We start from the raw sequence: 23585 nt of genomic DNA on the forward strand, positions 1-23585 counted from the left end.
TAAAAAACAGGCGCAGCCACGATTTCCCTGGTGTTGGCGCAGTATTCGCGCACCCCGGTCTAGCCGGGGTCATTTTTTTCTGGCATCCACCCAGGCTTTAAGCACCGCAACATCGTTCTGCCACTCTTGTTTCATCTCTTCAACCCAATCACCAACGTTATCTTCCCAGGCTGGTAAATCAGGCGACTGAATCTGTTGACCCAGCTGCTGCAGGTGGCGTAACCCGACCGAGCCGGCTGCGCCTTTGATTTTATGCCCTTCTTCCACGATGCCCTTCTGGTCACGCGCCGTCAGGTTTGACTCCAGCACGCTCAGATAACCCGGCATCATTTTTTCAAACACCGCCAGGCCGTCGGTAATCAGTTTCGGGCCGACCAGATCGATATACTGCTCCAGCATCGCGGTATCGAGTATCGTTTGGGCTTTTGCGCTATCAACAGACGTCATGGTGCTCTCCTCTTCATCGTGGGTATCCCAGAACTTCTTGATCATGGCGGTCAGAGCAGGCACCGCCAGAGGCTTGCTGAGTACATCGTCCATACCGGCGTCGAGGTACTCTTTTTTATCTTTCAGCACGTTCGCCGTCAGCGCCACCAGCGGCGGCAGTTCATCAGCCGCGTACTGACGCGTCAGTTCACGCGAGATATCCAGCCCGGTCATATCCGGCAACTGAATATCCAGCAGAACGAGGTCATATTCACCCGGTGTAAACATCTCCAGCGCGGCTTTACCGGTCATCGCGACATCCACGCTGTTGCCCAGTTTTTCCAGCACCGAGCGCGCTACAATCACGTTAAGCTCAATATCCTCCACCAGCAGGACGTGCAGCGCAGGCAGCGGCATATCGTCGTTTTCAAAGGTATCCTCTACCTCTTCCGCCACCGCCGGCGCATGCACCGTCAGCGTGAAGGTTGACCCTTTGCCCGCCTGGCTGGCAACGGTGATGTCACCCCCCATGCTCTTCGCCAGCCGCTTAGACACCGCCAGGCCGATTCCGGTACCAGTGGCCGGTTTTCCACCGTTGCTGTCCTTCACCTGGTAGTACATCGCGAAAATCTTGTCCTGCTCCTCCTGCGGAATACCAATCCCGGAGTCCTCCACCTCGAAGTGCAGCATGTCCCCGTCGTCATAGCGAATACGCACCGCCACCTGCCCCTTCTGGGTAAATTTCACCGCGTTGCTGATGAGGTTCCACAGAATCTGACGCAGCCGCGTGCCGTCGGTAATCACTTTATGCGGCAGCGGCAGGGTGGGATCCATGACAAAATTCAGCCCCTTCTGCTGGGCCTGCAGACCAGACAAGTTTTCCAGATCGGCAAGGAAGCTGGTGAAATCAACCGGCTGATTATCAAGCTGAACCTTTCGGCGCTCCATCTTATCCATGTCAATAATATCGTTGAAGATATTACCCAGCGTGACCGCCGAGACGTGAATCGTTTTGAGGTATTTTTCCTGCTCTGCGGTCAGGTCGGTATCCAGCAGAATGCGGCTCAGCCCCACAATGCCATTAAGCGGCGTACGAAGCTCATGGCTGATGGTGGAGATGAAGGTGGTCTTGTCGCGGCTGGCGCGCTCCAGCGCATCCTGATAACGCTTACGCTCGGTAATATCACGGCCGAAGCCCATCAGGCCGTGGCGCTTCCCGACGCGGTCATAGTACGGCACCTTACGGATCTCAAAGCAGGCTTTGCGCCCGTCCGGGTAATCCAGCCACTGTTCGTAGGTCAGCGAGACGTTATGGCGGAACACTTTTTCGTCCGTTTCCATGACCTTGGCGGCCGCCTCTTCGGAGTAAACGTCCTGCGGCTTGAGGTGAATCAGCTGCTTCTCGCTTTTCCCGGTCAGGAGCTCCATCGCGCGGTTACAGCCTGAAAATTCTTTATCTTCGTTACGGTAGAATACCAGATCCGGCGAAGCGTCCAGGAACGAACGCAGGAAGGAGGATTGCTGCTCAAGCTGGATCTGCGTCACCTCGCGCTCTTTCATTTCGATTTTCAGCTGTTCCAGCGTGGCCTGACGCTCTGCCTCCGCCTTCTCACGATCTGAAATTTCCTGATTCAACTGAGCAATGTTGTCTTTAAGCTGAACGTTGAGCTTCAGGTCGCGCTCGCGCATCTCCTCCAGCTTATCGACCAGTTTTGATAAGCGCTGACGGGACTCCTCCAGCTGCTCGACCACCACGGAAAGGAAATAGACCGCCCAGGGGGTAATGAGCAGGCCGAAGAAGATAGAGCGGATAACGTCGATACTCTCGACCTGACCATGCAGAACCATCGTAACGGCCATCTGCACGACAATCGCCAGAACGACCAGCGCCAGCGCCAGCAGCATGGAGAAACGCACCAGCCCAAGCTTCATCATCAGGTCGACGTAGTACTGGGCTAGCATTCGAATTTGCTTCATAGAGGATCCCTTCACGACTTTATCGCTCAATAATACTCAAATTCGAGGCGGGACGTTGAAGGTTGTGAGAAAAAGTGCGGGGTGAAACAGGAGATTAGCCTCGCCTCCGGTTCACCGGAAGCGAGGAGAGGTCAATCAGGAGCGTTTCAGCAGCAGCCAGAGGCTGATCAGGAAGAAGCTGGCGCTCGGCAGCAGCGCACCGATAATCGGCGGGATGCCATAAACCAGCGTCAGCGGACCGAAGATCTGATCGAGTACATAGAAGACAAAGCCGAAGCTAATACCGGTCACGACGCGCACGCCCATCGGCACGCTACGCAGCGGGCCGAAGATAAACGACAGCGCCATCAGCATCATCACCGCCACGGACATCGGCTGGAAGATTTTGCTCCACATGTTGAGCTGATAGCGTCCGGCATCCTGCCCGCTCGACTTCAGGTACTTCACATAGTTGTGCAAGCCGCTGATAGAGAGCGCGTCAGGATCCAGCGCAACAACTCCGAGCTTATCCGGCGTGAGGTTGGTCTTCCAGGTGCCGGTCACCGTCTGTGACCCGGTAATCTGTTTTGGATCGGTCAGGTCAGATTCATCAACCTGCGACAAACGCCACTGCTTATGTTCAGCGTCAAACTTCGCGGAAGAGGCGTGTCGGACAGACTCCAGACGGCGCTGGTCGTTGAACGCGTAGATGCTCACCCCGCCCAGTTCATCATCACCCTTTACCCGTTCGATGTAGACGAAGTTTTTCCCGTCTTTCGCCCATAAACCTTGCTGAGTCGAGAGCAGTGAACCACCGTACATTGCCTGAGCACGATAGTTACGCGCCATCTGCTCGCCCTGCGGTGCCACCCACTCGCCAATCGCCATGGTCAACAGCACCAGCGGGATTGCGGTTTTCATTACCGACAGCGCAACCTGCATACGGGTAAAGCCTGAGGCCTGCATCACCACCAGCTCGCTGCGCTGAGCCAGCATCCCCAGCCCCAGCAGCGCGCCCAGCAGAGCCGCCATCGGGAAGAAGATCTGCACATCTTTTGGCACGCTGAGCAGGGTGTACATCCCCGCACCCATCGCGTCATAGCTGCCCTGCCCGGCTTTTTTCAGCTGATCGACAAATTTGATAATGCCGGAGAGCGACACCAGCATGAACAACGTCATCATGATGGTGGTGAAAATGGTTTTACCGATATAGCGATCAAGAACGCCAAACGCCTGCATTAGATGGCTCCTTTACGCGAGAATCGGGCACGTATGCGGCGCACAGGCACCGTATCCCACAGGTTTAATCCCAGCGCCAGTAAGATGTACAGGCTGTTAACGAACCACGTCCAGACCATCGGATCCAGTTTACCCTTCGCGCCGTTAGAGCGAATCGAGGTTTGCATCAGGAAGTAGATCAGGTAAAGCAGCATCGCTGGCAGCATAGAGAGCACGCGGCCCTGGCGCGGGTTCACCACGCTCAGCGGCACGACAATCAGTGCCATCATAAACACGGTGAATACGAGCGTAATACGCCAGTGGAACTCAGCCCGCGCTCTGTCGGTATCGGTATTCCACAGCGTGCGCATATCCATTTGCTCGGTATCTGTCGGATCGAGCGCCACCGCCTGATGACCAATAATGGCCTGATAGTTCTGGAAATCCGTAATACGGAAGTCACGCAGCATCGCGGTGCCTTCGAAACGGGTGCCTTTATTCAGCGTGACGACCTGAGAACCGTCTTTGCGCTGAGAAAGTTGGCCAGAATCGGCAACCACCACGGACGGACGCGCGTTACCTTTAGGACGCAGCTGCGCCAGAAATACATCGTTGAATTTACTGCCGTCAACGCTCTCAATAAACAGCACGGAGTTTCCGTCAGTCGCCTGCTGGAACTGCCCCTGCGCGAGCGCCGCCATGCCGGGGTTTGCTTTCGCCTCGGCCAGCACTTCGTCCTGATGACGGGAAGACATAGGGCCCGCCCACATCACATTCACCGCCGCAACAATGCCCGTGAACAGCGCCAGTATCATCGCCGCTTTCACCAGTACGGCTTTACTCAGGCCGCAGGCATGCATCACCGTAATTTCACTCTCGGTGTACAGCTTACCGAGGGTCATGAGCAGGCCGAGGAATAGACTCAGCGGCAGAATAAGCTGCGCCATTTCCGGGATCCCCAGCCCAAGCAGGGAAAGCACCAGATTCGTTGGAATTTCGCCGTCAACGGCCGCACCGAGGATCTTCACCAGCTTCTGACAGAAAAAAATCAGCAGCAGGATGAAGAGGATCGCCAGTTGGCTTTTGAGCGTCTCCCGCACCAGATATCTTATGATTATCACTTTAAATACGCCCGTAAAAACCCGTCTCTTTGCTGGAAAATCGCTTGTTTCATGGCTTAAACGTCATTTATTCTCTTGAGTCGTCGAAATCGTCGCTAAGATTAAAACATCCGGCGGATTCACGCTTCAGGACTTTTTCTGACGTGTCGAAACCGTAGTAACGTAAGATTAACACGAAGTCACCACAACAGCGGACATGAGTTACGAAAGGTTTCAATTCTATCCGTAGCAGCCGCCGTTGTCTTTAAGATTCAGGAGCGTAGTGCATGGAGTTCAGTGTAAAAAGCGGTAGCCCGGAGAAACAGCGGAGTGCCTGCATCGTTGTGGGCGTCTTTGAACCGCGCCGACTCTCCCCGATCGCCGAGCAACTCGATAAAATCAGTGACGGCTATATCAGCGCCCTGCTGCGCCGTGGCGAACTGGAAGGCAAACCTGGGCAGACGCTGTTACTGCACCATGTTCCGAACGTCCTGTCAGAGCGTATTCTGCTGATTGGCTGCGGCAAAGAGCGCGAGCTGGATGAACGTCAGTATAAGCAGGTTATTCAGAAAACCATTAATACGCTGAATGACACCGGTTCAATGGAAGCCGTCTGCTTCCTGACCGAGCTGCACGTCAAAGGCCGTAACACCTACTGGAAAGTGCGTCAGGCCGTCGAAACGGCAAAAGAGAGCCTTTACAGCTTCGATCAGCTTAAGACCAACAAAAGCGAGCCGCGTCGCCCGCTGCGCAAAATGGTCTTTAACGTGCCAACCCGTCGCGAACTGACCAGCGGCGAGCGCGCCATCCAGCATGGTCTGGCGATTGCCGCCGGTATCAAAGCGGCAAAAGATCTCGGCAACATGCCGCCAAACATCTGTAACGCCGCCTACCTCGCCTCTCAGGCGCGCCAGCTGGCTGACTCCTACAGCAAAAACGTCATCACCCGCGTCATCGGCGAACAGCAGATGAAAGAGCTGGGGATGCACTCTTATCTGGCGGTGGGTAACGGCTCGCAGAACGAATCCCTGATGTCAGTCATCGAATACAAAGGCAATCCGTCTGAAGACGCGCGTCCGATCGTGCTCGTCGGTAAAGGGCTGACCTTTGACTCCGGCGGTATCTCCATCAAGCCTTCAGAAGGCATGGACGAGATGAAGTACGACATGTGCGGCGCGGCGGCGGTTTACGGCGTCATGCGCATGGTTGCGGAGCTTCAGCTGCCCATCAACGTAATCGGCGTGCTGGCAGGCTGCGAAAACATGCCTGGCGGTCGCGCGTATCGCCCGGGCGACGTCCTGACCACCATGTCCGGCCAGACCGTTGAAGTGCTGAATACCGACGCCGAAGGCCGTCTGGTACTCTGTGACGTGTTGACCTACGTTGAGCGCTTCGAACCTGAAGCGGTTATCGACGTGGCCACCCTGACCGGTGCCTGCGTGATTGCCCTGGGCCATCACATCACCGGCCTGATGTCGAACCACAACCCGCTGGCGCACGAGCTTATCGGCGCGTCCGAGCAGGCCGGTGACCGTGCATGGCGTCTGCCGCTGGGTGACGAGTATCAGGAACAGCTGGAGTCTAACTTTGCGGACATGGCTAACATCGGCGGTCGTCCTGGCGGCGCAATTACCGCAGGCTGCTTCCTGGCGCGCTTCACCCGTAAATATAACTGGGCGCACCTGGATATCGCGGGTACCGCATGGCGCTCCGGTAAAGCCAAAGGCGCTACCGGACGTCCGGTGGCCCTGCTGTCGCAGTTCCTGCTTAATCGTGCGGGTTTTAACGGCGACGAGTGATGTAATGTGCCGGGTGGCGGCTTCGCCTTACCCGGCCTACACGCCGCTCAACCGTAGGCCGGGTAAGCGAAGCGCCACCCGGCTTTGCATTTAAATCCACGACAAGAAGCCCCATATATGAAGAATGCAACGTTCTACCTTCTGGACAACGACACCCATCAGGATGGCCTCAGCGCCGTTGAACAGCTGGTGTGTGAAATTGCCGCAGAACGTTGGCGCGCAGGTAAACGCGTACTGATTGCCTGTGAAGATGAGCAGCAGGCGATTCGCCTGGATGAGGCGCTATGGGCGCGCCCGCCGGAAAGTTTTGTTCCGCATAACCTGTCGGGCGAAGGTCCACGCGGCGGGGCTCCGGTCGAAATAGCCTGGCCGCAAAAGCGCAACAGCAGCGCGCGCGATATTCTCATTAGCCTGCGGACAGACTTTGCAGATTTTGCCACCGCTTTCACAGAAGTGGTAGACTTTGTCCCTTACGAAGAATCCTTGAAACAACTGGCGCGCGAACGCTATAAAGCGTACCGCCTGGCCGGTTTTAACCTGAATACGGCAACCTGGAAATAATGGAAAAGACATATAACCCACGCGATATCGAACAGCCGCTTTACGAGCACTGGGAACAGCAGGGCTATTTCAAGCCTAACGGCGACGAAAGCAAAGAGTCCTTCTGCATCATGATCCCGCCGCCGAACGTCACCGGCAGTTTGCATATGGGGCATGCTTTCCAGCAGACCATCATGGACACCATGATCCGCTACCAGCGCATGCAGGGCAAAAACACCCTGTGGCAGGCGGGGACTGACCACGCGGGTATCGCGACCCAGATGGTGGTTGAGCGTAAAATTGCCGCTGAAGAAGGTAAAACTCGTCACGACTATGGTCGCGATGCGTTCATCGACAAAATCTGGCAGTGGAAGGCAGAATCCGGCGGCACCATTACCCGTCAGATGCGCCGTCTCGGCAACTCCGTGGACTGGGAGCGCGAGCGCTTCACCATGGACGAAGGCCTGTCCAACGCCGTAAAAGAAGTGTTCGTCCGTCTGTACAAAGAAGACCTGATTTACCGCGGCAAACGCCTGGTAAACTGGGACCCGAAACTGCGCACCGCAATTTCTGACCTGGAAGTGGAAAACCGCGAGTCCAAAGGCTCCATGTGGCACATCCGCTATCCGCTGGCCGACGGCGCAAAAACTGCAGACGGTAAAGATTACCTGGTGGTGGCGACCACCCGTCCGGAAACCCTGCTGGGCGATACCGGCGTGGCCGTTAACCCGGAAGATCCGCGCTATAAAGATCTGATCGGCAAATTTGTGGTGCTGCCGCTGGTGAACCGCCGCATTCCGATTGTGGGCGACGAACACGCCGACATGGAAAAAGGCACCGGCTGCGTGAAAATCACCCCGGCGCACGACTTCAACGACTATGAAGTGGGTCGTCGTCACGCCCTGCCGATGATCAACATTCTGACCTTCGACGGCGATATCCGCGAAAGCGCAGAGGTGTACGACACCAAAGGCAACGAATCCGACGTTTACTCCAGCGAGATCCCGGCGGAGTTCCAGAAGCTTGAGCGCTTTGCCGCACGTAAAGCCATCGTAGCCGCCGTTGATGCCCTCGGCTTGCTGGAAGAGATTAAGCCTCACGATCTGACCGTGCCGTACGGCGACCGTGGCGGCGTGGTTATTGAGCCAATGCTGACCGACCAGTGGTACGTCCGTGCCGACGTGCTGGCAAAACCGGCTGTGGAAGCGGTTGAGAACGGCAGCATTCAGTTCGTGCCGAAGCAGTACGAAAACATGTACTTCTCCTGGATGCGCGACATTCAGGACTGGTGTATCTCCCGTCAGCTGTGGTGGGGTCACCGCATCCCGGCATGGTACGACAACGAAGGCAACGTCTACGTTGGCCGTAGCGAAGACGAAGTGCGTCAGGAAAACAACCTGAGCGCTGACGTGGCCCTGCGCCAGGATGAAGACGTTCTGGATACCTGGTTCTCCTCCGCGCTGTGGACCTTCTCTACCCTCGGCTGGCCGGAAAACACCGACGCGCTGCGTCAGTTCCATCCAACCAGCGTAATGGTGTCCGGCTTCGACATCATCTTCTTCTGGATTGCCCGCATGATCATGATGACCATGCACTTCATCAAAGACGAAGACGGCAAGCCGCAGGTTCCGTTCCATACCGTCTACATGACCGGCCTTATCCGCGACGACGAAGGGCAGAAGATGTCCAAGTCCAAGGGCAACGTGATTGACCCGCTGGACATGGTTGACGGGATCTCCCTGGAAGACCTGCTGGAAAAACGTACCGGCAACATGATGCAGCCGCAGTTGGCTGAGAAAATCCGCAAGCGTACCGAGAAGCAGTTCCCGAACGGGATCGAATCTCACGGTACCGACGCCCTGCGCTTCACCCTGGCGGCGCTGGCCTCTACCGGCCGCGACATCAACTGGGACATGAAACGTCTTGAAGGTTACCGTAACTTCTGTAACAAGCTGTGGAACGCCAGCCGCTTCGTGCTGATGAACACCGAAGATCAGGACTGCGGCTTCAACGGCGGCGAGATGACCCTGTCTCTGGCGGACCGCTGGATCCTGGCGGAATTTAACCAGACGGTGAAAGCCTTCCGCGAGGCGCTGGACAGCTACCGCTTCGACATCGCGGCGGGCATTCTGTACGAATTCACCTGGAACCAGTTCTGCGACTGGTATCTGGAGCTGGCGAAGCCGGTCATGAACGGCGGTTCTGAAGCAGAGCTGCGCGGCACGCGCAACACGCTGATTACCGTTCTGGAAGGCCTGCTGCGCCTGGCGCATCCGGTTATTCCATTCATCACCGAGACCATCTGGCAGCGCGTGAAGGTCATTGCGGGCATCAACGCCGATACCATCATGCTGCAGCCGTTCCCGGAATTCGATGCGGCTAAGGTTGATGAAGCCGCGTCTGCGGATACCGAGTGGCTGAAGCAGGCGATCGTTGCGGTACGTAACATCCGTGCCGAAATGAACATCGCCCCGGGTAAACCACTGGAGCTGCTGCTGCGCGGTTGCAGCGACGCTGCCGTTCGTCGCGTCACCGAGAACAACACCTTCCTGAAAACCATGGCGCGTCTGGAAAGCATCACCGTGCTGCCTGCCGATGACAAAGGTCCGGTTTCCGTGACTAAAATCATCGACGGTGCGGAGCTGCTGATCCCGATGGCGGGCCTGGTCGACAAAGACGCAGAGCTGGCGCGTCTGGCGAAAGAAGTGGCGAAAGTCGACGTGGAAATTGGCAAAATCGAAAGCAAGCTGGCGAACGAAGGCTTTGTGGCCCGCGCGCCGGAAGCGGTCATTGCCAAAGAGCGTGAGCGTCTGGTTGCCTTCGCCGATGCGAAGACCAAACTGATCGAGCAGCAGGCCGTTATCGCGGCCCTGTAATGCTTTTACCCCTTACGCTTCAGGGCGTAAGGGGTAACCTTCCTGAAAACTCCTCGCTTGCACTCCCTTTTCTGCGGTGCTATTAACAGCAACTGTGTGTCAATTTTTGTAATGAGTAATGCTATGAGCGTGATTACCCCCGTCGCGACGACGATGCGTCGGATCACTGAGCAGGACAATCCGGCTATCGCCGCCGTTATCCGTACGGTTTCTGCCGAATATGGCCTGACGGCTGATAAAGGCTACACCGTTGCCGACCCGAATCTTGACGAACTGTTTAAGCTGTACAGCCAGCCGGGCCACGCCTACTGGGTCATTGAGCAGGACGGCCAGGTTGTGGGCGGCGGCGGTGTTGCACCGCTGAGCTGCAGCGAGCCGGATATCTGTGAGCTGCAGAAAATGTATTTCCTGCCGTCGGTTCGTGGACAGGGTCTGGCGAAGAAGCTGGCGCTGGTCGCCCTGGAGCACGCGCGCAATCAGGGTTTTAAACGCTGCTACCTCGAAACCACCGCCTTCCTCAAAGAGGCCATCGGCCTGTATGAACATCTGGGCTTTGAGCATATCGATGCGCCGCTGGGCTGCACGGGCCACGTTGACTGCGAAGTCAGAATGCTGAAAAGTCTGTAAGTTTCGTTCCTGCCCCCTTCTGTTAAGCGGCTGTAAACTGAATGCTCTACACTCTCAGTTCACACCACAACGGGGGAAACACGATGTCGAAGATAAAAAGCTACGCCGCACCGCAGGCGGGTGCAGAACTTGAGCTGTACGAGTACGATGCGGGCGAACTAAAAGCAGAAGACGTCGAAGTACAGGTTGATTACTGCGGGGTCTGCCACTCAGATCTCTCGATGATCGACAACGAATGGGGCTTCTCCAGCTATCCGCTGGTTGCCGGGCACGAAGTGATTGGCCGCGTCGTCGCGCTCGGCAGCGCCGCGCAGGACAAAGGGCTGAAGGTTGGCCAGCGCGTGGGCATTGGCTGGACAGCACGCAGTTGCGGCCACTGCGACGCCTGTATCAGCGGCAACCAGATCAACTGCCTTGAAGGCGCAGTGCCCACCATCCTGAACAAGGGCGGTTTCGCCGATAAGCTGCGCGCCGACTGGCAATGGGTCATCCCGCTGCCGGACAGCATTGATATTGAATCTGCTGGTCCACTGCTGTGCGGCGGGATCACCGTCTTTAAACCGCTGCTGATGCACCACGTCACCGCCACCAGCCGCGTGGGCGTGATCGGTATCGGTGGTCTGGGCCACATCGCCATCAAGCTGCTGCACGCGATGGGCTGTGAAGTGACGGCGTTTAGCTCGAATCCGGCGAAGGAGAAAGAAGTGCTGGCAATGGGCGCGGACAAAGTCGTGAACAGCCGCGATCCGGACGCGCTGAACGCGCTGGCTGGGCAGTTTGACCTGATCATCAACACCGTGAACGTCGATCTCAACTGGCAGCCGTACTTTGAAGCGCTGGCCTACGGCGGTAACTTCCACACCGTGGGTGCGGTGATGAAGCCGCTGCCGGTTCCGGCCTTTACCCTGATCGGCGGGGATCGCAGCGTGTCAGGCTCCGCGACCGGTACGCCATACGAGCTGCGCAAGCTGATGAAGTTTGCCGGCCGCACCAAAGTGACGCCGACCACCGAGCTGTATCCAATGTCGAAAATTAACGAAGCCATCCAGCACGTGCGCGACGGCAAAGCCCGTTATCGCGTGGTGTTGAAAGCGGATTTCTGATGTGAGTTTGCCGGGTGGCGGCTTCGCCTGACCCGGCCTACTTTTGCTACTGCGCCAATGTATTAAACACTTCCGCCACCGCGACCGCCCCCGGGTCCATTACCCCATCCAGATTCTCTTTATTCACATACGATGAGCGCCCTGCTCCGGCTTTCGCCATTTTCGCCGTTGCCTCCGCTCCCTGCTGCGCAGCCTGCGCTGCCGCCTGAAGATCTTTTTTCTTCAAGGCTTCCAGCGCCGGTTGCAGCGCATCGATCAGCGTACGATCGCCGAGATCTGCCCCGCCATACTGCTTCATCTGCGCCAGTCCGCTCAGCAATGCTTCAGGTAGCGGCTGTCCATCGTGAAGCTTTTGCCCCGCCGCCGTGAAGAAGATCGACATGAGTACACCGCTCGATCCGCCCATCACCGTGGCCAGTCGTTCCCCCACCAGCAACAGCAGCTTAGGCACGTCATTCAGCGGGAGAGTGTTTTCTTCCAGGCGCTGCGCAATATCCCGAGCACCTTGCGCAAACGTAGAGCCGGTATCGCCATCGCCCACTTTGGCATCCAGCGCATTCAGGCGGTTTTCAAGCTGTATGAGCGTCTTCGTCACCTGTGAAACAGACTCCTTCACCTGCGGATTGTCGGACGCGTCATATTCCACGCTATCGTGAATAGCGCTTTGCGGAACGGTACGCAGAGGGGCAAACGCCACAGGCTTCTGCCAGCCCAGCGTCTCGACCTCGGCGTGAATCGCCTTTTCAAAGTAATCGTTGAGCTTTAACAGCGTCAGAGAAAAGCCCTTCATATCCAGCGCGCTCACCAGCGGCGCAGGGCCAATCAGGTACGCAATATTCTCTTTCAGCGCTGAATGTGCCAGCTCTTTGGTGAGCAGAGCCATCTCCAGCGCGGACACGCCGCCGAGGTTGTTGATCAGTACCGCGAAACGCCCCTCGCCCGCCTGCGCTTTGAGCGGCGTCACCAGCGTGTCGATAATCGCTTTGCTGTTTTGCGTATCAACCACCGAGGCACCCGGCTCCCCGTGGATCCCCAGCCCCAGCTCGACATGGCCCTGCTTGATGCGCCCCTCTTCATCGTCGCTGCCCGGCAGGTTGCAGGTTTGCATCGCAACGCCCAGGCTCCAGAGGTTATCGCAGGCCTGCTGCGCAATATCCCGCACCTCGCTCAGCGATTTTCCTTGCTCCGCTGCATAGCCCGCAATCTTGTGCACCAGCGCCGTGCCGGCAATGCCGCGCGGCTGCTTGTTGTCGGGCAGCGCGATATCGTCTGCCACAATCACCATCTCGACCTTCAGGCCGTAGCGTTTGGCCTTTTCTGCCGCCAGGCCAAAGTTAAGCCGGTCACCGGTATAGTTTTTGACGATCAGCAGGCAGCCGCGATCGCCCGTCACCGCCACAATAGCGTTCAGCACCGCATCCACGCTCGGGGAGGCGAACAGATCGCCACACACTGCCGCCGTCAGCATGCCTTTACCGACAAATCCGGCGTGCGCCGGTTCGTGCCCGGAGCCACCGCCGGAGATCACCGCCACGCGGCTTTTATCCCAGTCGCCGCGGGCGACAACCCTGATAGCTGGATCGATATCAAGTTTGACGAGATTCGCATGTGGCGCAGAAAGCAGTATGCCTTCAATGGCGTCATTGACCAGCTGTTTGCGATCGTTAAAGAAGAATCTGGACATTGTTTTCCACTATTTTATGAACCGTATGCAAAAGCATAGTCCGCGCTGGACAATGCGCCGCAAAGTCAGCAATTTACTCAACCATTTTGCCGTCAGGTTGCCTATACTCCACCCAGGACTAAGAGAGGAAGCGCATCATGAGTACACCATTGTTAATTGCCCGGACGCTGGAAAAAGAGCTGTATCTACTGCCCGCAATGGCGAACCGCCACGGTCTGATTACCGGCGCCACCGGCACAGGGAAAACAGTCACTCTCCAGAAGCTGGCGGAGTCACTTTCAGAGATTGGCGTGCCGGTCTTTATGGCTGACGTGAAGGGCGATTTAACCGGGGTGGCTCAGGAAGGTACAGCGTCAGAGAAACTGCTCGAACGACTGAAGAATATTGGCATTACGGACTGGACGCCGCACGGCAACCCGGTGGTGGTCTGGGACATCTTCGGTGAGAAAGGCCACCCGGTACGCGCCACCGTTTCCGATCTCGGCCCGCTGCTGCTGGCCCGCCTGCTCAACCTCAACGACGTGCAGTCCGGCGTGCTGAATATTATCTTCCGTATCGCTGACGATCAGGGGCTGCTGCTGCTCGATTTCAAAGATCTGCGCGCCATTACCCAGTACATCGGCGATAACGCCAAATCTTTCCAGAACCAGTACGGCAATATCAGCAGCGCCTCTGTCGGTGCCATTCAGCGTGGGCTACTGACGCTGGAGCAGCAGGGCGCCGAACACTTCTTCGGCGAGCCGATGCTAGATATTAAAGACTGGATGCGCACCGACAGCAGTGGCAAAGGCATCATCAACATTCTGAGTTCAGAGAAGCTCTACCAGATGCCAAAGCTTTACGCCGCCAGCCTGTTGTGGATGCTCTCCGAACTGTACGAGCAGTTACCGGAAGCGGGCGATCTGGAAAAACCCAAACTGGTCTTCTTCTTTGACGAAGCACACCTGCTGTTTAACGACGCGCCGCAGGTGCTGCTGGATAAAATTGAACAGGTTATCCGCCTGATCCGCTCCAAAGGGGTCGGCGTCTGGTTTGTGTCGCAAAACCCGTCGGATATTCCTGACAATGTGCTGGGCCAGCTGGGTAACCGCGTGCAGCACGCCCTGCGCGCCTTTACGCCGAAGGATCAGAAAGCGGTGAAAGCCGCCGCGCAAACCATGCGTGCCAATCCGGCCTTTGATACCGAAGCCGCGATTCAGGCGCTGGGCACCGGTGAAGCGCTGATTTCGTTCCTGGATGCCAAGGGCAGCCCGTCCGTGGTGGAACGCGCAATGGTGATCGCGCCCTGCTCGCGCATGGGGCCGGTTACCGACGATGAACGTAACAGCCTGATTAATCACTCCCCGGTGTACGGCAAGTATGAAGACGAAGTGGATCGGGAGTCTGCGTTCGAGATGCTGCAAAAAGGGGTACAGGCAACCACCGAATCGCAGGATGCTCCACCCGCTAAGGGCCAGTCAGTCGCAGTGGATGACGGCATTCTCGGCAGGCTAAAAGACATTTTGTTTGGCACAACCGGACCGCGCGGCGGCAAGCGCGACGGCGTGGTACAGACTATGGCGAAAAGCGCCGCGCGGCAGGTCACCAATCAGATTGTGCGCGGCATGCTGGGGAGTCTGCTAGGCGGCCGCCGTCGATAGACGGGGAACCCACGGGCGGCCCAGCGCCGAACCCTGTACGCCGTTTTCCTGAAGATAGCGGTCGATTTCCACCATCCCCGTCCACCGGTTCTCGCACCAGAGCGGCGCCAGAAGCGTTGGACGGCGGGCGCTGGCGGAGATGCGGTGGTAGACAATCTCCGGCGGCGTGTGGCGAATCATCTCTCCCGCCGTCACCGTATAGTCGTCGAGCTCGATACTGCTTAACCGCCCGGCTTCCCAGGCTTTCGCCATTATGCTTCCCTTCACGATATGCAGCGGGTGCAGCTTAATGCCGTCTACGCCGGTTTCCACGACTTTTTCCAGCGTCTCCAGGCCATGCTGCTGCCCTTCTCCGGGCAAGCCGACAATCAAATGCGAACAGACTTTCAGGCCACGCTCGCGGGCGAGACGCGTGGTGCGCTGGTAGCAGGCGAAATCATGCCCACGATTGATACGGTGCAGGGTTTTATCGTGCGCGGTCTGCAGGCCCAGCTCCAGCCAGATCTCATAGCCCTTCTCTCTGTACTCGCTAAGTAAATCCAGCACCGCCTCCGGTACGCAGTCTGGGCGCGTCCCCACGCACAGCCCGACAATGTTCGCCTGAGCAACCGCCTGCTGGTACATGGAACGCAGCACCTGCACCTCCGCCCACGTGCTGGTGTAGGCCTGGAAATAGGCCAGATACTGCTTCGCGCGGTTCACCAGGCTGGCCTGATGGGCGAGCTGTTCCGCGATGGATTTATGCTGCTGGGCTTCGTCAGCAAACGACGCAACGTTACAGAAGGTGCAGCCGCCGCGCCCGATGGTGCCGTCGCGGTTCGGGCAGCTAAAGCCGCCGTGCAGCGTCAGCTTATGCACCTTTTGACCGTACCGCTGCAAAAGATCCCCACCAAACATATTGACTAATTTCTGTAACTGCATAATCTGATAGACCGTCCCGAAGAAAGGGGACAAGCCTGCCATTTTTAGCCTCTGTCGGCGATGACCTGGATCAATCGCCCTGGACGGCCTTTATCCATTTGAATAAATAATCAAGATTACCGAGATTTCATTCACCCGCCACGTAATTACTTTTCCTTATGTTCTGATGGTTTTTTTCATTTATAGCGCCAGGACTTAAAAACAGTGATTTTATGCGGGTTCGAAGACTGCGCCAGATTATTATTCTGCCATAAATCCGCATTTCAGCATGCTGCATCAATAATACCGCTTTCATATAGTGAGTCAGATCACACTCCCCTGCGCCTTCCTGGCGCTTTCAGTGGTTGTAAAATTAGCCAAATAACCAATAAAAACAAAATGATAATTACGCTTTAGCACATTTTTGTATAAATAAGATTGCCATTTGACCTGTGTACCAATTCCCGATAAGTTGGAAATCCGCTGGAAGCTTTCTGGATGAGCGGCCTGCTCATCATATTTATGCAGTAATTGAGATTCCCTCTGAAGCAAGTCCTCAAACTTGTTTACCTGCGCGAAAGGATGAAAAAGAGGGCGAATGCGAGGTCCGCGTATGAAACGCTAACCCCGTCGCCATGCTCTTTCTGCGCCTGTGCGCCACGGTAAAGTTCAGTGGGAAGCCCGACGAGCCTGGGGAGGTTCACTGATATGTTGTACGATAAATCCCTTGAGAAGGATAACTGTGGTTTCGGCCTGATCGCCCACATAGAAGGCGAACCTAGCCACAAGGTAGTGCGTACCGCTATTCACGCACTGGCCCGTATGCAGCACCGTGGCGCCATCCTGGCCGATGGTAAAACCGGCGACGGTTGCGGCCTGCTGCTGCAAAAACCGGATCGTTTCTTCCGCATCGTGGCGGAAGAGCGCGGCTGGCGTTTAGCCAAAAACTACGCTGTCGGCATGCTGTTCCTGAATCAGGATCCTGAAAAGGCTGCCGCCTCACGCCGCATCGTTGAAGAAGAACTTCAGCGCGAAACCCTGTCGATTGTCGGCTGGCGCGATGTGCCAACCAACGAAGGGGTACTCGGTGAAATCGCCCTCTCCTCGCTGCCTCGTATTGAGCAGATTTTCGTTAACGCGCCTGCGGGCTGGCGTCCGCGCGATATGGAACGCCGTCTGTTTATCGCCCGTCGCCGCATTGAAAAACGTCTCCAGGACGATAAAGAGTTCTACGTCTGTAGCCTCTCTAACCTGGTGAACATCTATAAAGGTCTGTGTATGCCGGCTGACCTGCCGCGCTTCTACCTGGACCTGGCGGACCTGCGTCTGGAATCGGCCATTTGCCTGTTCCACCAGCGCTTCTCTACCAACACCGTACCACGCTGGCCGCTGGCTCAGCCGTTCCGCTACCTGGCGCACAACGGCGAGATCAACACCATCACCGGTAACCGCCAGTGGGCGCGTGCTCGTACCTATAAGTTCCAGACCCCGCTGATCCCTGACCTGCACGATGCCGCGCCGTTCGTGAACGAAACCGGCTCTGACTCCAGCTCCATGGACAACATGCTGGAACTGCTGCTGGCGGGCGGGATGGATATCGTGCGCGCCATGCGTCTGCTCGTGCCGCCGGCCTGGCAAAACAACCCGGATATGGATCCGGAGCTGCGCGCGTTCTTCGACTTTAACTCCATGCACATGGAGCCGTGGGACGGTCCGGCAGGTATCGTGATGTCCGACGGTCGCTTCGCTGCCTGTAACCTGGACCGTAACGGTCTGCGTCCGGCGCGCTACGTCATCACCAAAGACAAGCTCATCACCTGCGCCTCTGAAGTGGGGATCTGGGATTACCAGCCTGACGAAGTGGTCGAGAAAGGCCGCGTCGGTCCGGGCGAGCTGATGGTGATCGATACCCGCGGCGGCCGTATTCTGCACTCTGCGGAAACCGATAACGATCTGAAAAGCCGCCATCCGTATAAAGAGTGGATGGCGAAAAACGTCCGTCGCCTGGTGCCGTTCGAAGATCTGTCTGACGACGAAGTGGGCAGCCGCGAGATGGACGACGATACCCTCGCGAGCTTCCAGAAGCAGTTTAACTACAGCGCGGAAGAGCTGGACTCGGTTATTCGCGTGCTCGGCGAAAACGGCCAGGAAGCGGTCGGCTCGATGGGGGACGATACCCCGTTCGCCGTGCTCTCCAGCCAGCCGCGCATTATTTACGACTACTTCCGTCAGCAGTTTGCGCAGGTGACCAACCCGCCAATCGATCCGCTGCGTGAAGCCCACGTGATGTCGCTGGCCACCAGCATCGGCCGTGAGATGAATGTCTTCTGCGAAGCCGAAGGCCAGGCGCACCGTCTGACCTTTAAATCGCCGATCCTGCTGTACTCTGATTTTAAACAGCTCACCACCATGACCGAGGAGCACTACCGCGCCGACACGCTCGATATCACCTTCGACGTGACCGAAACGAGCCTCGAAGAGACGGTGAATGCGCTGTGTGACAAAGCCGAGCAGATGGTGCGTAACGGCACCGTTCTGCTGGTGCTGTCTGACCGTAACATTGCGAAAAACCGTCTGCCGGTGCCTGCGCCAATGGCGGTGGGAGCTATCCAGACGCGTCTGGTCGACAAGAGCCTGCGCTGCGACGCCAACATCATTGTGGAAACCGCGAGCGCCCGCGATCCGCACCACTTTGCCGTGCTGTTAGGCTTTGGTGCGACGGCGATCTATCCATACCTGGCCTACGAAACGCTGGCTCGCCTGGTAGACACACGCGCCATCGACAAAGACTACCGCACGGTGATGCTGAACTACCGTAACGGCATTAACAAAGGTCTGTACAAGATCATGTCCAAAATGGGCATCTCGACTATTGCCTCTTACCGCTGCTCGAAGCTGTTTGAAGCAGTCGGCCTGCACGACGACGTCGCCAACCTCTGCTTCCAGGGCGTGGTCAGCCGCATCGGCGGGGCCGGTTTTGCTGACTTCCAGCAGGATCTGGTGAACCTGTCGAAGCGCGCCTGGCTGGCACGTAAGCCGCTGGAACAGGGCGGCCTGCTGAAATACGTTCACGGCGGCGAATATCACGCCTACAACCCGGACGTGGTGCGCACGCTGCAACAGGCGGTACAGAGCGGCGAATACAGCGATTATCAGCAGTATGCCGAGCTGGTGAACAACCGTCCGGCAGCGACGCTGCGCGACCTTATTGCCCTCAATCCGGGCGATGAAGCGGTCAGCGTTGAAGAAGTTGAGCCTGCATCCGAACTGTTCAAACGCTTCGATACCGCGGCGATGTCCATCGGCGCGCTGAGCCCGGAAGCGCACGAAGCGCTGGCGGAAGCCATGAACAGCATCGGCGGCAACTCCAACTCCGGCGAGGGCGGTGAAGATCCGGCCCGTTACGGCACCAACAAAGTGTCGCGCATCAAGCAGGTGGCGTCCGGCCGCTTTGGCGTAACCCCTGCCTACCTGGTTAACGCCGACGTGATCCAGATTAAGGTCGCTCAGGGTGCAAAACCGGGCGAAGGCGGTCAGCTGCCGGGTGATAAAGTCACCCCGTACATCGCCAAACTGCGCTACTCGGTGCCGGGCGTGACGCTGATTTCCCCGCCGCCGCACCACGATATCTACTCTATCGAGGATCTGGCGCAGCTCATTTTTGACCTGAAGCAGGTCAACCCGAAAGCGATGATCTCCGTGAAGCTGGTTTCCGAGCCGGGCGTCGGCACCATCGCCACCGGCGTGGCGAAAGCCTATGCGGACCTGATCACCATTGCCGGCTATGACGGCGGCACCGGCGCAAGCCCGCTCTCCTCCGTGAAATACGCGGGCTGCCCGTGGGAGCTTGGCCTGGTGGAAACCCAGCAGGCGCTGGTGGCTAACGGTCTGCGTCACAAGATCCGTTTGCAGGTGGACGGCGGTCTGAAAACCGGCCTCGACATCATCAAAGCGGCGATTCTGGGTGCGGAAAGCTTCGGCTTCGGTACCGGCCCGATGGTTGCGCTCGGCTGTAAATACCTGCGTATTTGCCACCTGAACAACTGCGCAACCGGCGTTGCAACCCAGGACGAGAAGCTGCGTAAGAATCACTATCACGGCCTGCCGTTCAAGGTGACCAACTACTTTGACTTCATCGCCCGTGAAACCCGCGAGCTGATGGCGCAGCTGGGCGTGAAGCGTCTGGTGGATCTGATTGGCCGTACCGACCTGCTGAAAGAGCTGGAAGGCTTCACCGCCAAGCAGCAGAAGCTGGAGCTGTCTAAGCTGCTGGAAACGGCTGAGCCGCATCCTGGCAAAGCGGTTTACTGCACCGAGAACAACCCGCCGTTCGACAACGGCGTGCTGAACGCGCAGCTACTGCAACAGGCGAAGCCGTACGTGGACGAGAAGCAGAGCAAAACGTTCTGGTTTGATATCCGCAACACCGACCGTTCTGTCGGCGCGTCCCTCTCCGGCTACATCGCGCAAACGCACGGTGACCAGGGGCTGGCGTCGGATCCGATTACCGCGCACTTCAGCGGTACCGCGGGCCAGAGCTTCGGCGTGTGGAATGCCGGCGGCGTTGAGTTATACCTGACCGGCGATGCCAACGACTACGTCGGCAAAGGCATGGCGGGCGGTCTGCTGGCGGTGCGTCCTCCGGTCGGTTCAGCCTTCCGCAGTCATGAAGCCAGCATCATCGGCAACACCTGTCTGTACGGTGCGACCGGCGGTCGTCTGTTTGCCGCGGGCCGTGCGGGCGAGCGTTTTGCGGTGCGTAACTCCGGTGCCATCACCGTGGTGGAAGGCATCGGCGATAACGGCTGCGAATACATGACGGGCGGAATTGTGTGCGTCCTGGGTAAAACCGGCGTGAACTTTGGCGCCGGCATGACGGGCGGTTTTGCCTACGTGCTGGATGAAGACGGTGAGTTCCGCAAACGCGTGAACCCGGAACTGGTGGAAGTGCTGGACGTTGATTCGCTGGCCATTCACGAAGAACACCTGCGCGGTTTAATTACCGAACACGTGCAGCATACCGGTTCTTCGCGCGGCGAAGAGATCCTGGCGAACTGGCCAGCGTTCTCTGCGAAATTCGCGCTGGTTAAGCCGAAGTCCAGCGATGTTAAAGCCCTGTTGGGTCACCGTAGTCGTAGCGCAGCAGAGCTGCGCGTGCAGGCGCAGTAAGGAATTCAGATGAGCCAGAACGTTTACCAGTTTATCGACCTGCAGCGTGTTGATCCGCCAAAGAAACCGCTGAAGATCCGTAAAATTGAATTTGTTGAAATCTATGAGCCGTTTTCAGAAGGCCAGGCCAAAGCACAGGCAGACCGCTGCCTGTCCTGCGGTAACCCTTACTGCGAATGGAAATGTCCGGTCCATAACTACATTCCGAACTGGCTGAAGCTGGCCAACGAAGGGCGTATTTTTGAAGCCGCCGAGCTGTCTCACCAGACCAACACCCTGCCGGAAGTGTGCGGCCGCGTGTGTCCTCAGGATCGCCTGTGCGAAGGCTCCTGTACGCTGAACGACGAGTTTGGCGCGGTGACCATCGGCAACATTGAACGCTATATCAACGATAAAGCGTTCGAGATGGGCTGGCGTCCGGATATGACCGGCGTGCGTCAAACCGACAAGCGCGTGGCGATCGTCGGCGCGGGTCCGGCAGGCCTGGCCTGTGCGGACGTGCTGACACGCAACGGCGTGAAGGCGGTGGTTTTTGACCGTCACCCGGAAATCGGCGGTCTGCTGACCTTCGGTATCCCGGCCTTCAAGCTGGAAAAAGAGGTGATGACCCGCCGCCGTGAAATCTTCACCGGCATGGGCATTGAGTTCAAACTCAACACCGAAGTGGGCCGCGACGTGCAGCTCGACGATCTGCTGAAGGATTACGACGCCGTGTTCCTGGGCGTGGGTACCTATCAGTCCATGCGCGGTGGTCTGGAGAACGAAGATGCGCCAGGCGTGTACGACGCGCTGCCGTTCCTGATTGCTAACACCAAACAGCTGATGGGCTACGGCGAAACTGCCGACGAGCCGTTTGTCAGCATGGAAGGTAAACGCGTTGTCGTGCTGGGCGGCGGTGATACCGCGATGGACTGCGTGCGTACGTCCATTCGTCAGAACGCGGCGCACGTCATCTGTGCTTACCGTCGTGACGAAGAGAACATGCCGGGCTCTAAGCGCGAAGTGAAAAACGCGCGTGAAGAGGGCGTAGAGTTCCAGTTCAACATCCAGCCTCTGGGCATTGAAGTGAACGCCAACGGTAAGGTGAGCGGCGTGAAGATGGCGCGCACGGAGATGGGTGCGCCGGATGCGAAAGGCCGTCGTCGCGCGGAGATCGTGGCTGGCTCTGAGCACGTGATCCCGGCCGACGCCGTGGTGATGGCGTTTGGTTTCCGCCCTCACAGCATGGAGTGGCTGGCGAAGCACAGCGTAGAGCTGGACTCACAGGGCCGCGTGATTGCGCCGGAAGGCAGCGACAACGCCTTCCAGACCAGCAACCCGAAAATCTTCGCCGGTGGCGATATCGTTCGCGGTTCAGACCTGGTGGTTACCGCGATTGCCGAAGGGCGTAAAGCGGCTGACGGGATCATGAACTTCCTGGAAGTGTAATACCGGTTGAACATGCGGTTTATCATCACCGCATGTTCGCCCCCCCTTCTTTCCCCCCTTCAATTCCAGGCTTATTCCTTCTGCCTGAGATTTATTACGAACCATGACATGACGAACCTTTATCAACGGTCCGTAACTTTCTTTAAATCGTGAACGCAATCGTATATCCACAACAAATAAATGGTTAAGTGTTGAAGCAGAAGTTCATATAACGCAGTAATAGAAGAGCGGCGTAATATTTGCGCCGTAAACAAAAGGGATTTGAAATAATGGTCAAAAAACATGCCTATGTAGAATATCGCCCTAAATCAACGAGTGAGGATGAAGACGTTATCCATCATGTGGTGATTGTTGACGGCAAAGAGATACATACAGAGAAAACGCAGGAAAAGGCTGCTGATTGGGCTTTGGAAAAGGGTTATGCGGTTCATGTCGCCCGCGAGCGCCATCTTAAGGACTTAGATCAACCGCCTTTGTTCCGTGTATACCCCTAGGGCAATTAGATGTTCCTTGTAATACACCAAGGGATTAAAGCCTAAATATGCGCTATTTAAAAGCCCTTCGGGGCTTTTTATTATGTCTTTAACCGGAGTGATTCTTAGGGGCAAACACAATCGAAAATGTGACATTTATGTCCGGACATTTCGATAATAACATTCACTAACAGCATAGATATCTGAATTAACATTCACAGCTAATATCATTGCATTCTCAAATATGAAACGACAACTAGTGTCATCTAAATAACTTGTCTGATCCTGGGACGGCACCTCTTTGCCGCTGATATATTGCTACTACATACGGAAATGAAGATATGAAATTCGATAAAATCGTCACCGGGCTACTCTTTGCCATTTTGTTTTTCAGCGTCGGTAATGCTGTCGCCAAAGCCAACGCGCTCTCCGATTCTCAGGTTAAAAACGAAATTATTGCGGAGTCTATCGCTGATTATCCCGGCGTATGTGCTTGCCCTTTTAATCAGGCCCGAAATGGCAGTTCATGCGGGCGTCGCAGTGCATGGAGTAAGGCTGGTGGCTATTCCCCAATTTGTTACCAGAATGAAGTCACCGCTGAAATGATAAAAGAGTGGCGGGAACGTAACAGCTAACCGCTATAGGC

Annotated in this window: 16 protein-coding genes; 10 read left to right on the forward strand and 6 right to left on the reverse strand. The window is 56.9% G+C overall.

What is annotated here, in order from left to right; all coding sequences use genetic code 11:
- Positions 1-69: 69 nt before the first annotated feature.
- The 4 genes from arcB to OKF39_RS20970 all read right to left on the reverse strand — a co-directional run bounded on the left by arcB (position 70) and on the right by OKF39_RS20970 (position 4844).
- Positions 70-2403 carry an aerobic respiration two-component sensor histidine kinase ArcB gene (gene arcB, locus OKF39_RS20955; protein ID WP_045260464.1) on the reverse strand — a complete coding sequence of 778 codons (2334 nt, stop codon included), beginning with the start codon at positions 2401-2403 and terminating at the stop codon, positions 70-72.
- 135 nt (positions 2404-2538) lie between these two features.
- The gene (lptG, locus tag OKF39_RS20960) at positions 2539-3621 is read right to left on the reverse strand and encodes an LPS export ABC transporter permease LptG (protein ID WP_047367047.1); all 1083 of its coding nucleotides are present in this window, start codon (positions 3619-3621) and stop codon (positions 2539-2541) included.
- Positions 3621-4721, reverse strand: a complete 1101-nt coding sequence (gene lptF / locus OKF39_RS20965; protein ID WP_479983328.1) for an LPS export ABC transporter permease LptF — start codon at positions 4719-4721, stop codon at positions 3621-3623. The genes lptG and lptF overlap by 1 nt, the downstream gene beginning before the upstream one ends.
- Before the next feature lie 63 nt (positions 4722-4784).
- On the reverse strand, positions 4785-4844 hold the full coding sequence (locus OKF39_RS20970; protein WP_213743486.1) for a hypothetical protein: 60 nt from the start codon (positions 4842-4844) through the stop codon (positions 4785-4787).
- A 143-nt stretch (positions 4845-4987) separates the two neighbouring features.
- Between OKF39_RS20970 and pepA the strand changes: the two genes are divergently transcribed.
- From pepA to ahr, 5 genes are all read left to right on the forward strand, one after another.
- Positions 4988-6499 (forward strand): leucyl aminopeptidase, encoded by a 1512-nt coding sequence (gene pepA, locus OKF39_RS20975; RefSeq protein ID WP_028014577.1) that lies wholly within the window; start codon positions 4988-4990, stop codon positions 6497-6499.
- Positions 6500-6616: 117 nt separating this feature from the next.
- Positions 6617-7060 carry a DNA polymerase III subunit chi gene (gene holC, locus OKF39_RS20980; protein ID WP_003861884.1) on the forward strand — a complete coding sequence of 148 codons (444 nt, stop codon included), beginning with the start codon at positions 6617-6619 and terminating at the stop codon, positions 7058-7060.
- Positions 7060-9915: a valine--tRNA ligase gene (locus tag OKF39_RS20985; RefSeq protein WP_045630735.1), complete on the forward strand. Its 2856-nt coding sequence runs from the start codon at positions 7060-7062 to the stop codon at positions 9913-9915. Before holC ends, OKF39_RS20985 begins: the two co-directional genes overlap by 1 nt.
- A 123-nt stretch (positions 9916-10038) precedes the next feature.
- Positions 10039-10542, forward strand: coding sequence for a GNAT family N-acetyltransferase (locus tag OKF39_RS20990; protein ID WP_063943739.1), 504 nt, complete (start codon positions 10039-10041; stop codon positions 10540-10542).
- An 83-nt stretch (positions 10543-10625) separates the two neighbouring features.
- Positions 10626-11645: an NADPH-dependent aldehyde reductase Ahr gene (gene ahr, locus OKF39_RS20995; protein ID WP_028014580.1), complete on the forward strand. Its 1020-nt coding sequence runs from the start codon at positions 10626-10628 to the stop codon at positions 11643-11645.
- A 46-nt stretch (positions 11646-11691) separates the two neighbouring features.
- On the opposite strand, the gene OKF39_RS21000 is transcribed toward ahr, so the two are convergent.
- Positions 11692-13329 carry a dihydroxyacetone kinase subunit DhaK gene (locus OKF39_RS21000; protein ID WP_479983329.1) on the reverse strand — a complete coding sequence of 546 codons (1638 nt, stop codon included), beginning with the start codon at positions 13327-13329 and terminating at the stop codon, positions 11692-11694.
- Between the two features lie 137 nt (positions 13330-13466).
- Here OKF39_RS21000 and OKF39_RS21005 point away from each other — a divergent pair, with 137 nt between their 5' ends.
- Positions 13467-14969 (forward strand): helicase HerA-like C-terminal domain-containing protein, encoded by a 1503-nt coding sequence (locus OKF39_RS21005; protein ID WP_479983330.1) that lies wholly within the window; start codon positions 13467-13469, stop codon positions 14967-14969.
- Here the strand turns inward: OKF39_RS21005 and mnmL are convergent.
- Positions 14949-15890 (reverse strand): tRNA modification radical SAM protein MnmL/YtqA, encoded by a 942-nt coding sequence (gene mnmL / locus OKF39_RS21010; RefSeq protein WP_102863688.1) that lies wholly within the window; start codon positions 15888-15890, stop codon positions 14949-14951. The two genes, OKF39_RS21005 and mnmL, sit on opposite strands and share 21 nt — an antisense overlap.
- Before the next feature lie 687 nt (positions 15891-16577).
- On the opposite strand from mnmL, the gene gltB reads away from it, so the two are divergent.
- The 4 genes from gltB to OKF39_RS21030 all read left to right on the forward strand — a co-directional run bounded on the left by gltB (position 16578) and on the right by OKF39_RS21030 (position 23574).
- On the forward strand, positions 16578-21038 hold the full coding sequence (gltB, locus tag OKF39_RS21015; protein ID WP_248070977.1) for a glutamate synthase large subunit: 4461 nt from the start codon (positions 16578-16580) through the stop codon (positions 21036-21038).
- A gap of 9 nt (positions 21039-21047) precedes the next feature.
- Positions 21048-22466, forward strand: coding sequence for a glutamate synthase subunit GltD (gene gltD, locus OKF39_RS21020; protein WP_063451012.1), 1419 nt, complete (start codon positions 21048-21050; stop codon positions 22464-22466).
- A gap of 239 nt (positions 22467-22705) precedes the next feature.
- Positions 22706-22960 (forward strand): hypothetical protein, encoded by a 255-nt coding sequence (locus OKF39_RS21025; RefSeq protein WP_226837577.1) that lies wholly within the window; start codon positions 22706-22708, stop codon positions 22958-22960.
- A 320-nt stretch (positions 22961-23280) separates the two neighbouring features.
- Positions 23281-23574, forward strand: a complete 294-nt coding sequence (locus tag OKF39_RS21030; RefSeq protein ID WP_032644923.1) for a hypothetical protein — start codon at positions 23281-23283, stop codon at positions 23572-23574.
- The last annotated feature ends 11 nt before the right edge of the window (positions 23575-23585 follow it).

Source organism: Enterobacter cloacae complex sp. HYC042_NIDB, from assembly GCF_056673315.1.

Excerpts from the sequence above, each read along its gene's own strand:
- arcB (WP_045260464.1), bottom strand. The coding sequence starts at position 2,403 with ATGAAGCAAATTCGAATGCTAGCCCAGTACTACGTCGACCTGATGATG.
- lptG (WP_047367047.1), bottom strand. The coding sequence starts at position 3,621 with ATGCAGGCGTTTGGCGTTCTTGATCGCTATATCGGTAAAACCATTTTC.
- pepA (WP_028014577.1), top strand. The coding sequence starts at position 4,988 with ATGGAGTTCAGTGTAAAAAGCGGTAGCCCGGAGAAACAGCGGAGTGCC.
- holC (WP_003861884.1), top strand. The coding sequence starts at position 6,617 with ATGAAGAATGCAACGTTCTACCTTCTGGACAACGACACCCATCAGGAT.
- OKF39_RS20985 (WP_045630735.1), top strand. The coding sequence starts at position 7,060 with ATGGAAAAGACATATAACCCACGCGATATCGAACAGCCGCTTTACGAG.
- OKF39_RS20990 (WP_063943739.1), top strand. The coding sequence starts at position 10,039 with ATGAGCGTGATTACCCCCGTCGCGACGACGATGCGTCGGATCACTGAG.
- ahr (WP_028014580.1), top strand. The coding sequence starts at position 10,626 with ATGTCGAAGATAAAAAGCTACGCCGCACCGCAGGCGGGTGCAGAACTT.
- OKF39_RS21000 (WP_479983329.1), bottom strand. The coding sequence starts at position 13,329 with ATGTCCAGATTCTTCTTTAACGATCGCAAACAGCTGGTCAATGACGCC.
- OKF39_RS21005 (WP_479983330.1), top strand. The coding sequence starts at position 13,467 with ATGAGTACACCATTGTTAATTGCCCGGACGCTGGAAAAAGAGCTGTAT.
- mnmL (WP_102863688.1), bottom strand. The coding sequence starts at position 15,890 with ATGCAGTTACAGAAATTAGTCAATATGTTTGGTGGGGATCTTTTGCAG.
- gltB (WP_248070977.1), top strand. The coding sequence starts at position 16,578 with ATGTTGTACGATAAATCCCTTGAGAAGGATAACTGTGGTTTCGGCCTG.
- gltD (WP_063451012.1), top strand. The coding sequence starts at position 21,048 with ATGAGCCAGAACGTTTACCAGTTTATCGACCTGCAGCGTGTTGATCCG.
- OKF39_RS21030 (WP_032644923.1), top strand. The coding sequence starts at position 23,281 with ATGAAATTCGATAAAATCGTCACCGGGCTACTCTTTGCCATTTTGTTT.